The organism is Shinella sp. WSD5-1, from assembly GCF_963942435.1.
GTDB classification, from domain to species: domain Bacteria; phylum Pseudomonadota; class Alphaproteobacteria; order Rhizobiales; family Rhizobiaceae; genus Shinella; species Shinella yambaruensis.
The window spans coordinates 427,909-442,441 of record NZ_OZ012596.1 but is presented as its reverse complement, the minus strand read 5'-3'; the positions used below and the strand labels follow the sequence as shown (position 1 = coordinate 442,441).

5 protein-coding genes and 1 riboswitch are annotated in these 14,533 nt (G+C 65.9%); of the genes, 2 read left to right on the top strand and 3 right to left on the bottom strand.

Annotation, left to right across the window (positions count from 1 at the left end):
* Positions 1–3: 3 nt before the first annotated feature.
* The 3 genes from metH to AABQ55_RS02025 form a co-directional block, all read right to left on the bottom strand.
* Positions 4–3,795, bottom strand: coding sequence for a methionine synthase (metH, locus tag AABQ55_RS02035; protein WP_272807084.1), 3,792 nt, complete (start codon positions 3,793–3,795; stop codon positions 4–6).
* An 83-nt stretch (positions 3,796–3,878) separates the two neighbouring features.
* On the bottom strand, positions 3,879–4,094 hold the full coding sequence (locus AABQ55_RS02030) for a hypothetical protein (RefSeq protein ID WP_272807083.1): 216 nt from the start codon (positions 4,092–4,094) through the stop codon (positions 3,879–3,881).
* Between the two features lie 101 nt (positions 4,095–4,195).
* Positions 4,196–4,413: riboswitch (cobalamin riboswitch) on the bottom strand.
* 213 nt (positions 4,414–4,626) lie between these two features.
* Complete coding sequence (locus AABQ55_RS02025) at positions 4,627–4,833, bottom strand: hypothetical protein (RefSeq protein WP_272807082.1); 207 nt, start codon at positions 4,831–4,833, stop codon at positions 4,627–4,629.
* On the opposite strand from AABQ55_RS02025, the gene AABQ55_RS02020 reads away from it, so the two are divergent.
* Positions 4,832–13,330 (top strand): GH36-type glycosyl hydrolase domain-containing protein, encoded by an 8,499-nt coding sequence (locus tag AABQ55_RS02020; protein ID WP_272807081.1) that lies wholly within the window; start codon positions 4,832–4,834, stop codon positions 13,328–13,330. The two genes, AABQ55_RS02025 and AABQ55_RS02020, sit on opposite strands and share 2 nt — an antisense overlap.
* Before the next feature lie 25 nt (positions 13,331–13,355).
* Positions 13,356–14,525 carry an OpgC family protein gene (locus tag AABQ55_RS02015; protein WP_272807080.1) on the top strand — a complete coding sequence of 390 codons (1,170 nt, stop codon included), beginning with the start codon at positions 13,356–13,358 and terminating at the stop codon, positions 14,523–14,525.
* Positions 14,526–14,533: the final 8 nt, after the last annotated feature.

Below are 14,533 nucleotides of genomic sequence, written 5' to 3'. Positions count from 1 at the left end.
AGCTCAGGCCGCGTTTTCCCGCGCGGTCACCGGCACATAGTTGAGCACCGGGCCGAGCCAGCGCTCCACCTCCGTGACGGCCATGCCCTTGCGGCGGGCATAGTCCTCCACCTGGTCCCGCTCCACCTTGGCGACGCCGAAATAGTAGCTTTCCGGCGAGGCGATGTAGAGGCCGGAGACGGAGGAGCCGGGCCACATCGCATAGCTTTCGGTGAGCTCGACGCCGATTTCCGTCTCGGCATCGAGCAGGCGGAAGAGCGTCGTCTTTTCCGTATGATCCGGCTGGGCGGGGTAACCCGGCGCGGGGCGGATGCCGGCATAGGGCTCGCCGATGAGGTCGGTGGGCGAGAAGGTTTCCTCCGCATAGCCCCAGAGCTCCTTGCGCACATATTCGTGCATGCGCTCGGCGAAGGCCTCGGCGAAGCGGTCGGCGAGCGCCTTGACGAGGATCGAGTTGTAGTCGTCGTTCGCCCGCTCGAAGCGTTCGGCAATGGCGATCTCGCCGATGCCGGCCGTCACGACGAAACCGCCGAGATAGTCGTGCTTGCCGCTGTCGAGCGGCGCGACGAAATCGGAGAGCGCCACGTTCGGCCGCCCGTCGCGCTTGGAAAGCTGCTGGCGCAGCGTGAAGAAGGTGGCAAGTTCCTTGCTCCGCGTCTCGTCGGTGAAGAGGCGGATGTCGTCGCCGACTGTGCCGGCCGGCCAGAAGCCGACGACGGCCTTCGGCGTGAACCATTTTTCCGAAATGATCTTCTCCAGCATCGCCTGGGCATCGGCAAAGAGCTGGCGGGCGGCAGGCCCCTGCTTCTCGTCGTCGAGGATCTTCGGATAGACGCCCTTCAGCTCCCAAGTCTGGAAGAACGGGGTCCAGTCGATATAGCCGGCAAGCTCCGCCAGGTCCCAGTCCTGGAAGACGCGGGTGCCGAGGAAGGAGGGCGTCTTCGGCTCATAGGCGGACCAGTCCGCCCTGAAGGCGTTGTCGCGGGCCCTGGCGATCGGCAGGCGCTGCTTTTCCGCCTCGCTGCGCGCATGCGCATCGGCGACCTTGCGATATTCGGCTTCCAGCGTCTCGACATAGCCGGACTTCATCTCCGGCGACAGCAGGGAGCTGACCACCCCGACGGCGCGGCTGGCGTCGGTGACGTAGACCGCCTGGCCGCGGTCGTAGCGCGGATGGATCTTCACCGCCGTGTGCACACGGCTCGTCGTCGCCCCGCCGATGAGGAGCGGGATGTCGAAGCCTTCGCGCTCCATCTCCGCGGCGACATGCACCATCTCGTCGAGCGAGGGGGTGATGAGGCCGGAGAGGCCGATGATGTCGACCTTCTCCGCCCTCGCCGTCTCGAGGATCTTCGTCGCCGGCACCATGACGCCGAGGTCGATGATCTCGTAATTGTTGCAGGCGAGCACGACGCCGACGATGTTCTTGCCGATATCGTGCACGTCGCCCTTGACGGTCGCCATCAGGATCTTGCCCGCGCTCTGCCGTTCGCCGCCGCCGCCGCCATTGGCGAGCTTTTCGGCCTCCATGTAGGGCAGCAGCACGGCGACGGCCTGCTTCATCACGCGGGCGGATTTGACGACCTGCGGCAGGAACATCTTTCCGGCGCCGAAAAGGTCGCCGACGACGTTCATGCCGGCCATCAGCGGGCCTTCGATGACGTGCAGCGGGCGTTCGGCGTTCTGCCGTGCCTCCTCCGTGTCGATCTCGACGAATTCGGTGATGCCGTTGACGAGGGCGTGTTCGAGGCGCTTCTCGACGGGCCAGTCGCGCCAGGCGAGGTCGCGTTCCCTGGCTTCCTTGCCGGCCGCGCCCTTGAAGCGCTCGGCGATGTCGAGCATGCGCTCGGTGGCGGTGCCGCCGGCCTTCGGCACGCGGTTCAGCACCACGTCCTCGCAGGCTTCGCGCAGCTCAGGCTCGATCGTGTCGTAGACGGCGAGCTGGCCGGCATTGACGATGCCCATGTCCATGCCCGCCTGGATGGCGTGGTAGAGGAAGACGGCGTGCATCGCCTCGCGCACCGGCTCGTTGCCGCGGAAGGAGAAGGAAAGGTTGGAGACGCCGCCGGACACATGGACATGCGGAAGCGTCGCGGTGATCTCGGCCGTCGCCTCGATGAAGTCGACGCCGTAATTGTCGTGCTCCTCGATGCCCGTCGCGATGGCGAAGATGTTGGGGTCGAAGACGATGTCCTCCGGCGCAAGGCCGGCGACCTCGGTGAGCAGCCTGTAGGCCCGGGTGCAGATCTCCACCTTGCGTGCCTTCGTGTCGGCCTGGCCCTTCTCGTCGAAGGCCATGACGACGACGGCGGCGCCATAGGCGCGCACGAGTTTCGCATGGTGCAGGAAGGCCTCTTCGCCCTCCTTCAGCGAGATGGAATTGACCAGCGGCTTGCCCTGCACGCATTTCAGGCCCGCCTCGATCACCTCCCATTTCGACGAATCGATCATCACCGGAACGCGCGCGATGTCGGGCTCGGCGGCGATGAGGTTGAGATATTCCACCATCGCCCTCGTGGAATCGATCAGGCCCTCGTCCATGTTGATGTCGATGACCTGCGCGCCGTTCGCCACCTGGTCGCGGGCGACATCGAGCGCCGCGGCATAGTCGCCCGCCGTGATCAGCTTGCGGAACTTCGCCGAGCCGGTGACGTTGGTGCGCTCGCCGACATTCACGAAGGGGATGGCCTCGGTCAGCGTGAAGGGTTCGAGGCCCGAGAGGCGCATGTGGCGCGGGATGTCGGGGATTTCGCGTGGCGCGTGGCGCGCGGCGGCCGCGGCGATGGCACGGATATGGTCCGGCGTCGAGCCGCAGCAGCCGCCGACGATGTTGACGAGGCCATCGCGCATGAAGCCCTCGATCTGCGCGGCCATTTCCTCCGGCGTCTCGTCATATTTGCCGAAGGCGTTCGGCAGGCCGGCATTGGGATAGGCGCAGACGAAGGTCTGGGCGACGGACGAGATCTCCGCGAGATGGGCGCGCATGGCATTGGCGCCGAGCGCGCAGTTGAGGCCGATGGAGAAGGGCTCGGCGTGGCGCACCGAGTTCCAGAAGGCCTCGGGCGTCTGGCCGGAGAGTGTGCGGCCGGAAAGGTCGGTGATCGTGCCCGAGATCATGACGGGCAGTTCGATGCCCCTTTCCTCGAAGACCGCGCGGGTGGCGAAGATCGCCGCCTTGGCGTTCAGTGTGTCGAAGATCGTCTCGATGAGGATGATGTCGGCGCCGCCGTCGATGAGGCCGCGCACCTGGTCGGCATAGGCGATGCGCAGATCGTCGAAGGTGACGGCGCGGTAGCCGGGATTGTTGACGTCCGGCGAGATGGAGGCGGTACGGTTCGTCGGGCCGAGCGCGCCGGCGACGAACCGGCGGCGGCCGTCCTTCTCGGCGGCCCTGAGGCCGGCGCGGCGGGCAAGACGCGCGCCGTCGCGGTTGAGCTCGTAGACCATGTCCTCCATGCCGTAGTCGGCCTGGGCGATGGTCGTGGAGGAGAAGGTGTTGGTCTCGAGGATATCCGCGCCGGCGAGCGCATAGCGGTAGTGGATGTCCTCGATCGCCGCCGGCTGGGTCAGCGTCAGGAGATCGTTGTTGCCCTGCTGGTGGCACGCGCAGTCGCCGAAGCGGTCGCCGCGGAAATCCTCCTCCACCAGCTTGAGCGTCTGGATTTCCGTGCCCATGGCGCCGTCGAGCACGAGGATGCGCTCGCGCGCGGCGGCCTTGAGGGCGGCGAGGATCTCGCGTCCGTCGCGCGGCGGCAGTTCGGGGCCGAACAGGGTGTCCAGGTGCGATTTGGCCATGGCAAAGCCCTCCGGTGCAATAATCCTGCATCGGAGATCACATAAAGATATCTTTATGTCAATATGTCTTTATGCGGCCGTGATCAGTGCATCAGCCGATCCGACCCGGCCAGCGAGGCGAAAAGCGCCTTCAGGCGGGCGATATCCGGATCGACGTTTTCGTAGCGCGAAAGTTTCTGCACCTCCTTCAGCGCCTCGACGGCGAGGTCGGCGCCGCGCGGCTGCCAGAGCAGCCAGGAGATGAAGATGGATTCCGGCTTTCCGGTGCCGGCAGGACCGTCATTGGTGATGGCAAGCATTTTCTTCCCCAATCGGAAAATTGGGGGATGACCGGACGCACGCTGCTGGAACGTCGCCGCGGGGCGACAAGCAAGCGCACCACTGGGACACCCCGCCCATGGACGTTACGACTGTCAGGGCAGGTCTCCTGGCTTGCGGGTCATCGCGTCTGTCTCGCCTTCCCGGTGACATCCACCAGTGGCCTGGAGCGACAGCAGCTCGCCGTTCACAGTTGCGGGGGCAGCGCCGGTCTTGGCGCTCCTTTCGGAGCATCGCACCGGCTTCCCTCTTAGCCTCCGAGCCCAATCGACTCGGAAGACCCTGACGCCGGCAGACTGGCTTGGGCGGGGCTGCAAGTCAATGGCGGGATCGCTCATGCACAGCCCGGCACGGGCACCCGGAACTTTTGTCGGTCTCGCGCATTTGGCATCAGCCCGTCCTATGCGCCCCTTCGCCCGATACGCGGAGCGCGCGATTCACCAAAACCGCAGATGAGGGTCAATGCTGCGCCATCCGGTCCTGTTGACATGTTGCAAGTCTCTGTCCTTACGGCTAAAAAATGCCGTTTTCATGCACCACGCGGCCAGGATGCCAACCAGCGTGTCGCTTGAGCCATGTCCACCCCAGCCGCGTCGTCCGGGCGCCGTTTGGTCCCATGGCTGATCGCGGCACCGAGATGAAGCCTGCCCGCAAAAAACCGTTCGGCACAAAGGCCGTTGCCGGATGGTTCAACATGGCCGGATCCAGAATCAGAAACATGCCCCTTCACAATACGCCGCAAGCCTCCTCGCGCGACGCTGACGCCAAGCAGATCGACTATAACGATTCGATCCGCGCCACCTATCTGACGCTGGAGGAGCTGGCCGATTGCGGCGAGGCCCTGGCGCGCGACAAGAGCGCGCCGCTTCCCGGCTTCCAGCCCTTCGAATTCCGCGCCCGGCACAAGGAAAACGAGAAGGAAATCTTCCGCGTCTATCGCGCCACGGCCAAGGATGTCGAGGCGGGTGCCCAGATCACCCCGGCGGCCGAATGGCTGCTCGACAACTACTATGTCGTCGAAGAGGCGATCCAGGAGGTCCGCCGCGACTTCCCGCGCCGCTTCTATCGCCAGCTTCCGACCATCGAGATCGAAGGGCAGGTGATGCCGCGCACGCTGGCGCTCGCCTGGCTCTATGTCGCGCATACCCATAGCGGCGTCTCGCATGAGGGCCTCACCGCCTTCGTGCAGGGCTTCCAGAAGATCGACGCGCTGAAGATCGGGGAACTCTGGGCGCTGCCCTCCTTCATCCGCTTCGTGCTGCTGGAGAACCTGCGCCGCATTTCCAGCCGCGTCGAGCGCTCGCGCAAGATGCGCTTCAAGGCCAATGAGGTGGCCGACGAGCTGATCCGCCTCAACGATCCGGAAAAGTCCATCGCGCATCTCCAGACGCTGGAAAGCTTCATCGAGGACAACACCTTCGTCATCCAACTGCTCTATCGCCTGCGTGACGGCCTGCAGGCCTCCGGCGCGGTGATCCAGTGGCTGGAGCGCAAGATCGAGAGCCGCGGCAGCGACCTCGAGGAGCTGATCGTCGCGGAGAACAACCGGCTTTCCTCCGGCAATGTCACGATGAGTTCGCTCATCAAGAGCCTTCGCGCGGTGGACGACACGGAATGGCCCGTCTGGTTCGAGAGCGTCAGCCGCCTCGACGAGGCGCTCCGCCAGGGGTCCGACTACAGCGACCTCGATTTCGGCTCGCGCAACAAGTACCGCAACACGATCGAGCGTTTCGCCCGCCGCTCCGGCAAGTCCGAGCTGGAGGTGACCGAGACGGCGCTGGCGATGACGGCGGAAGACGCCGCGGCGCATGTCGAGGATCTCGACTACGAGGCCAATGTCGCCGCTTTCCTCGTCGGCAAGAAGCGCAAGCTGCTGGAAAAGCGCATCGGCTACCGGCCGTCGATCGTCCAGCGCATCGTGCGCTTCGGCCGCAAGCTCGACTGGTTCGCCATTGCCGGGCCCAACATCATCCTGACGCTTCTGGCGATGATCGCGGTCTATTATTTCCTCGATCAGCTCGATATCCCGGATGGCGCCTGGCTGATCATGCTGGTGCTCTTCGCGCTGCCGGCCTCCGAGGGCGCGACGGGCCTCTTCAACACGCTCGTCACCTTCTTCGTCACGCCGTCCCGCCTTGTCGGCTACGAGTTCAAGGACGGCATTCCCGAGGATGCGCGCACGCTCGTCGTCGTGCCGTGTCTGATCTCCAAGCGCGACCATGTCGACGAGCTGGTCCGCAACCTCGAAGTCCACTACCTCGCCAATCCGCGCGGCGAGATCTATTTCGCCCTTCTCAGCGATTGGGCGGACAGCCAGGTGGAGGAATCTCCCGCCGACCTCGACGTGCTCGACTATGCCAAGCGCGAGATCGCGACGCTTTCGGCGCGTTATGCCTATGACGGCCGCACGCGCTTCTATTTCCTGCACCGCCGCCGCCTCTACAATCCGTCCGAAGGCTGCTGGATGGGCTGGGAGCGCAAGCGCGGCAAGCTGCACGAGCTGAACCTCCTCTTGCGCGGCGACGGCGACACGACCTTCCTGCCGGGCGCGAACATCGTGCCGGCGGACGTGAAATACGTCATGACGCTCGATTCCGACACGCGCCTGATGCGCGATGCGGTGACGAAGCTCGTCGGCAAGCTGCACCACCCGATCAACCGCCCGGTCATCGATGCGGAAAAGGGCGAGGTCACCGCCGGCTACAGCATCCTGCAGCCGCGCGTCACGCCGTCACTGACGACGGGCAAGGAAGCCTCGACCTTCCAGCGCATCTTCTCCGCCGACCGCGGCATCGACCCCTATGTCTTCACCGTGTCCGACGTCTACCAGGATTTCGTCGGGGAAGGCACGTTCACCGGCAAGGGCCTCTACCATGTCGACGCCTTCGAGACGGCGGTGAAGGGCCGGATCGAGGAGAATTCCGTCCTCAGCCACGACCTGCTCGAAGGCTCGCTCGCCCATTGCGCGCTGGTGACGGATGTCGAGCTCGTCGAGGACTTCCCGACCCGCTACGGCACCGAGACCTCGCGGCAGCATCGCTGGGCGCGCGGCGACTGGCAGCTGCTGTCCTACATCTTCGGCCCGTCGAGCGGCATTTCCATGCTCGGCCGCTGGAAGATGTACGACAACCTGCGCCGCAGCCTCATCCCGATCGGCTGGCTCGTCGCCTCGGTCATGGGCTGGTACTACATGGAGCCGCGCCAGGCGCTGGTCTGGCAGCTCGTGCTGATCTTCCTGCTCTTCGTCGCCCCGACGCTCTCGCTGATTTCCGGCGTCATGCCGCGCCGCAACGATATCGTCGCCCGGGCTCATGTGCATCGCGTGATCTCCGATATACGCGCGGCGAACGCGCAGGTGGCGCTGCGCATCGCCTTCATCGCCCATTCGGCCGCGCTGATGGCCGACGCCATCGTGCGTTCGCTCTACCGCACCCTCGTCAGCCGCAAGCTGATGCTGGAATGGCGCACGGCCGCGCAGGCCGACAGCGCGGCGCGCGGCGGCATCCTCGCCCATTACAAGTCGATGTGGCAGGCTCCGGCGCTCGCGGCCCTGTCCGTGGCGCTCGCCATGGTTTCCGACACTGGCCTTCCCTTCATCGGCATTCCCTTCGCGCTCGTCTGGGCGCTCTCGCCGATGATTGCCTGGTATGTCAGCCAGACGGCCGAGACCGAGGACCAGCTCGTCGTCTCCGACTACGTCGCCAACGAGCTGCGCAAGATCGCGCGGCGCACCTGGCGCTACTTCGAGGAGTTCGTCACCGCCGAGCAGCACTACCTGCCGCCGGACAATTTCCAGGAAACGCCGCAGCCGGTGCTCGCCGAGCGCACCTCGCCGACCAATATCGGCGTCTACCTGCTCTCGGTCATCTCCGCCCGCGATTTCGGCTGGATCAGCTTCGAGGAGACGGTGCGCCGCCTCGAACAGACGATCGCCACCATCGACGGCATGCCGAAATATCGCGGCCATCTCTACAACTGGTATCGCACCAACACGCTGGAAACGCTGGGGCCGCGTTATGTCTCGGCGGTCGACAGCGGCAACCTCGCCGGCCACCTCATCGCTGTCTCCTCGATGTGCCGCGAATGGGCCGAAGCCCCCTCGGCGCATCTCCAGGGCAGCCTCGACGGCATCGGTGACGTCGCCTCGATCCTCTCCGAAACGCTGAAGGACCTGCCGGACGACCGGAAGACCGTGCGCCCGCTGCGCCGCCTCATCGAGGAGCGCATCGTCGGCTTCCACAATGCGCTCGCCGCCGTCAAGCGTGAGCACGAATTCGCCTCCATCCGCGTCATCAACCTCTCGGTGCTGGCGCGCGACGTCAACAAGCTGATCGTTAATCTCGACCACGAGATCAAGTCCGTCGAGAGCGGCGAGCTTGCCCGGTGGGCCGGCGCGCTGGTCTCCACCTGCGAGGCGCATATCGCCGACAGCGTCTTCGACCTCGGCAGCATCGAGGGCCTGCGCGAGCGCCTCGTCGTGCTGCGCGACCGCGCGCGCGACATTGCCTTCTCGATGGATTTCGGCTTCCTCTTCCGCCCGGAACGCCGGCTGCTGTCGATCGGCTACCGCGTCGAGACCAACGAGCTCGACGAGGCCTGCTACGACCTGCTCGCCTCCGAGGCGCGTCTCACCAGCCTCTTCGCCATCGCCAAGGGCGACCTTCCGACAGAACACTGGTACAAGCTCGGCCGTCCGGTCGTGCCGGTCGGCTCGCGCGGGGCGCTGGTCTCCTGGTCCGGCTCGATGTTCGAATATCTGATGCCGCCGCTCGTCATGCAGGAGCGCCAGGGCGGCATCCTGAACCAGACGAACAACCTCGTCGTCGTCGAGCAGATGAACCACGGCCGCCGTCTCGGCACCCCCTGGGGCATCTCCGAAGCGGCCTTCAACGCCCGCGACCACGAGCTGACCTACCAGTACACCAATTTCGGCGTGCCGACGCTCGGCCTGAAACGCGGTCTCGGCCAGAATGCCGTCATCGCGCCCTATGCCTCGCTTCTGGCGACGCAATATGCGCCCAAGGCGGCGCTGGAAAACCTCGAGCGCCTCAGGAAACTCGGCGCGCTCGGCGTCTACGGTTTCCACGATGCCGTCGATTTCACCCCGACCCGTGTGCCGGAGGGCAAGACCTGCGCCGTCGTGCGCAACTACATGGCGCACCATCACGGCATGTCGATCGCCGCCGTCGCCAATGTCGTTTTCAACGGCGCGCTGCGCGAGCGCTTCCACGCGGACCCCGTCATCGAGGCGGCCGAACTGCTGCTGCAGGAAAAGGCCCCGCGCGACATTCCGGTCATCAACGCCAAGCGCGAGCCGGAAACCGTCGGCAGCACGCAGGCCGACCTGCTGCGCCCGGAAATCCGCATCATCAAGGAACCCTTCTTCCGGGAGCGCGAGACCGTCTTCCTGTCGAACGGCCACTATGCCGTGATGCTGACGGCGACCGGTGCCGGTTATTCGCACTGGAACGGCCAGTCCGTCACCCGCTGGAAGCCCGATCCGACCGAGGATCGCTGGGGTTCCTTCCTCTTCCTGCGCGATACCGCGACGGGCGAGTGGTGGTCCGCCACCGCCGAGCCGAAGCGGGCCGAGGGCGAGGTGACCAAGACCCAGTTCGGCGACGACAAGGCGGAGTTCATCAAGACCGTCGGTACGCTGACGAGCGAGGTCGAGTGCATCGTCGCCACCGAGCACGATGCCGAAGGCCGCCGCCTGACGCTGCTCAACACCGGGCCGGAGGACCGCTTCATCGAGGTGACCTCCTATATGGAGCCCGTCATCTCGACCGACGATGCCGACAACGCCCATCCGCTGTTCTCGAAGATGTTCATCAAGACGGAGATCGGCAAGCGCGGCGACGTCATCCGCGCCGAGCGCCAGAAGCGCAATCCGAACGAGCCGGACATGTCGATCGCCCACCTCATCGTGGACAATGCCGGGCCCTCGCGCCGCACCGAGATCGAGACCGACCGCCGCCGCTTCATCGGCCGCGGCCGCTCGCTGGCGACCGCCGCCGCCTTCGATCCGGGCGCGCAGCTTTCCGGCACGGACGGCTTCACGCTCGATCCGGTCATGGCATTGCGCCGTGTCGTGCGCGTGCCGGCGGGCAAGAAGGTCAAGGTCATCTTCTGGACCATCGCGGCTCCGAGCCGCGCGGAAGTGGATGCCGCCATCGACCGCTACCGCCATCCGGACAGCTTCAACCACGAGATGATCCACGCCTGGACGCGCTCGCAGGTGCATATGCGCCATGTCGGCGTCACCTCGCAGGAAGCGGCGAGCTTCCAGATGCTCGGCCGCTACCTCACCTATCCGGACATGCACCTCAGAGCGGATACCGGCACGATCGTGAACGGCCTCACCGCCCAGTCGGCGCTCTGGCCGCTGGCGATCTCGGGCGATTTCCCGATCTTCGTGCTGCGCATCAATGACGAGATCGACGTGGAGGTCGCCCGCGAGGCGCTGCGCGCGCAGGATTACCTGCGCCACCGCGGCGTCATCGCCGATCTCGTCATCCTCAACGAGCGCGCCGCCTCCTACGCACAGGACATGCAGCACACGCTCGACCATATGTGCGAGAACCTGCGCATCCGCAGCCAGTCCGACGGTGCCCGCCAGCATGTCTTCACGGTGCGCCGCGACCTGATGGACGTCACCACCTGGCAGGCGCTGCTGGCGACGGCCCGCGCGGTCTTCCACGCCCGCAACGGCACGCTCTCCGACCAGATCGCCCGCACGGTCTCCCTCTTCGCGACGCCCCGCGGCGAGGAGGAGGCGAAGGCCGAGACGACGCCGGCACCCGTGCCGAAACTGCCGGCGTCCGCCGGCGAGCCGGTGGAGATCGACGGCAAGGGCCTCAGCTTCTGGAACGGTTTCGGCGGTTTCAACGAGGAGCGTCGGGAATATGCCGTGCGGCTTCGCGGCGGCGAGGCGACGCCCCAGCCATGGATCAACGTCATCGCCAACCCGCATTTCGGCTTCCATGTCTCGGCGGAAGGCGCAAGCTATACCTGGAGCCGCAATTCGCGCGACTTCCAGCTCACCCACTGGACCAACGATCCCGTCGTCAACCGCCCGGGCGAAGCCTTCTATGTCAGGGACAAGGAGCGCGGCACGGTCATGGCGCCCTTCGCAGCCTTGTCGCGGAAGAATTCGGTCCGGTTCGAGACGTGGCACGGCCTCGGCTATTCCGCCTTCCGCAGCTGGGAGGACGGTATCGAGCTCGACCTCGTGCAGACGGTCGATCCCGAGGATCCGGTCAAATATTCCCGCCTCGTCCTCAAGAACACGGGCGAGACGGAACGCAGCCTGACGGTCTACGGCTATGTCGAATGGGTGCTGGGCAACAACCCGGCGAAAACCGCGCCGTTCGTCTTGACCAGCCATGACGAGGAGAGCGGCGCGCTCTTTGCGACCAATCCCTACAGCTTCGATTTTTCCGGCCGGACCAGCTTCTTCGCCGTCGATGCGCCGGTGGCGGGCTTTACCGCCAGGCGCCGCGAGTTCATCGGCCGCGGCGGCGATATCGTGCTGCCGGGTGCCGTCGCCACGGGGCAGGCGCTGTCCGGCTCCGCCGAAGGCATCGGCGATCCCTGCGCGGCGCTGGCCGTCGATATCGTCCTGAAGCCGGGCGAGAAGCGCGAACTTCTCTTCGTGCTCGGCGATACCGCCGATGCGGAAAGTGCCCGGTCGCTCGCGGAAAAAAGCCGCGAGGCCGATTTCGACGATGTCATGGCCGCCGTCCGCGCCTATTGGAGCGATTTCACCGGCACGCTGCAGGTGAAGACGCCGGATGCGGCGCTGGACCGGATGGTCAATGACTGGCTGCCCTATCAGGCGCTCGGCTGCCGCATCCAGGCCCGCTCGGCCTTCTACCAGGCAAGCGGCGCCTACGGTTTCCGTGACCAGCTGCAGGACACATTGGCCTTCGTCCTGCACCGGCCGGAGCTTGCCCGTCGCCAGATCCTCAATGCGGCCGCGCGCCAGTTCGTCGAGGGCGACGTGCAGCACTGGTGGCTGCCCGACAGCGGCGCGGGCGTGCGCACCATGATCTCCGACGACGTGGTGTGGCTCGCCCATGCGGTGGAATATTACTGCCGCACCACCGGCGACCGGGCGATCCTCGACGAGACGCTGGCCTTCATCGAGGGCGCGCCGCTCGCCGAAGCCCAGCACGACGCCTTCTACACGCCGGAGCGCTCGGCGGAAGAAGCGCCGCTCTACGAGCATTGCGCCCGCGCGCTCGACCTTGCGCTCCGCCGCACCGGGGAGAACGGCCTGCCGCTCATTCTCGGCGGCGACTGGAACGACGGCATGAACCGCGTCGGCGAGGCGGGCAGGGGCACAAGCGTCTGGCTCGGCTGGTTCCTGGCCGGCACGCTCGGCGGCTTCATCTCCGTCGCCCGCGAGCGCGGCGATCACCAGCGCGCGGACCGGTGGCAGGAACATCTCGGCCGCCTCAAGGTGGTGCTGGAAACGACGGGCTGGGACGGCGCCTATTACCGCCGGGGCTATTTCGACGACGGCACGCCGCTCGGTTCGGCCGAGAATGCCGAATGCCGGATCGATTCGATCGCGCAGAGCTGGAGCGTCTTGTCCGGTGTCGGCGATCCGGCGCGCTCGCGGCAGGCGATGGACGCGGTCATGGCCGAGCTGGTCGACCGGGAGAACGGCGTCATCCGCCTGTTCACCCCGCCCTTCGTCGAGACGCCGCAGGATCCGGGCTATATCAAGGCCTATCCGCCGGGCGTGCGGGAGAATGGCGGCCAGTACACCCATGCCTCGACCTGGGTCGTGCTGGCGCTTGCCCGCCTCGGCCGGGCGGAGGACGCCTGGACCTGCTTCAACATCCTCAATCCCGTCAACCACGCGCTGACGCCTGAAGCCGCCGAGCTTTACCGGGTCGAACCCTATGTCGTCGCCGCCGATGTCTATGGCGAGGGCGAGCGCACCGGGCGCGGCGGCTGGACCTGGTATACGGGTTCGGCGGGCTGGCTCTACCGCGCGGCGGTGGAAGGCATCCTGGGCATCCGCAAGGAGGGGGATCGCCTCTTCGTCAATCCGGTGCTGCCGGCGGCGTGGAACGGTTACGAGGCGACGCTCGACCTTGAGGGCAGGAAACTGTCGATCCGCGTCGAGCGCGCCGGCGACGGCGGATGGCAGGCAAGTGTGAACGGCTCTGTCATCAAATCTTCAAACGAGGGCTATTTGCTCTGATCCACGCCAAGTGGATCAGAGCATCATGACAGACAGACATGGACCGACGGGCGTCGTGCCGCGGCAACGCGACACGCGCCTCGACGTCTTCCGGGCGCTTGCCCTCCTGACGATCTTCGTCAACCACGTTCCGGGCCAGTATCTGGAGCACCTGACGCACAAGAATTTCGGCTTCTCCGATTCGGCGGAGGCCTTCGTGCTGATCTCGGGCATGTCGGTCGGCCTTGCCTACGGCGCGCGCTTCGCCATCGGCGAGCGTCTGGCGGTGACGCTGCGCATCCTGCGCCGGGCGCTGACGCTCTATGTCGCCCATATCATGACGAGCGTCATCACCTTCGCCATCTTCGCCGGCGGGGCGTTGTGGTTCGGCCGGCCGGACCTGTTGTCGGAAATCAACCTGCGTGCCGTCGTCGACCGCACGGAACAGGGCGTCGTCAGCATGGTGCTGCTCGGCCACCAGTTCGGCTACAACAACATCCTGTCCATGTATGCCGTGGTGCTCCTGATGCTGCCGGGCTTCCTCTGGCTCTACCAGCGCAGCGCCGTGCTGTTGCTCGCCGTTTCCGGCACGCTCTGGCTCTGTGCCGGCCTCTGGCGGATCGCGCCGTCGAATTTCCTCGATGACGGTTACTGGTTCCTCAATCCGCTCTCCTGGCAGTTCCTCTTCGTTATCGGCATGGTCGGCGTGCTGCGCGCCAGGGGGAAGGGGATTCCCCGTCATCCGATCCTGATGGTGCTGTCGGCTGCCTACCTCGCCGTCTCGCTGGCCTGGGTCGTGTTCTCCTGGTGGAACATCGACCTCTCCTACGGCCTGCCGGCGGTGCTGACCGGCTTCGACAAGACGTTCCTCTCGACGACCCGTCTTCTCCACGTGCTGGCAGGGGCCTATCTGGTGGCGACGATTCCGGTTCTCTCCAGCTGGGCCGCCCTGCCGCTCTCCCATCCGCTGGTCGCGATCGGGCGGCATTCGCTGGCCGTCTTCATCTTCGGCACGATCCTCGCCATGGCGGGGCAGGTGATGATGTTCGTGACGGGCAAGAACCCGGTCCTCGGCACGCTCTATGCGCTTCTCGGCATCGCGCTGCACGTCGCCTATGCGCGTTACCTCGACTGGCAGGCCGCCGTGATCGCCCAGAACGCAAAACGGCAGGGCCTTCAGGCCCTGCCGGTCAAAAGCGATACGCCGAAGCAGTGACGACGGTG

Coding starts and splice junctions, on each gene's coding strand:
- AABQ55_RS02020 (WP_272807081.1), top strand. CDS start 4,832: ATGCCCCTTCACAATACGCCGCAAGCCTCCTCGCGCGACGCTGACGCC.
- metH (WP_272807084.1), bottom strand. CDS start 3,795: ATGGCCAAATCGCACCTGGACACCCTGTTCGGCCCCGAACTGCCGCCG.
- AABQ55_RS02015 (WP_272807080.1), top strand. CDS start 13,356: ATGACAGACAGACATGGACCGACGGGCGTCGTGCCGCGGCAACGCGAC.
- AABQ55_RS02030 (WP_272807083.1), bottom strand. CDS start 4,094: ATGCTTGCCATCACCAATGACGGTCCTGCCGGCACCGGAAAGCCGGAA.
- AABQ55_RS02025 (WP_272807082.1), bottom strand. CDS start 4,833: ATGTTTCTGATTCTGGATCCGGCCATGTTGAACCATCCGGCAACGGCC.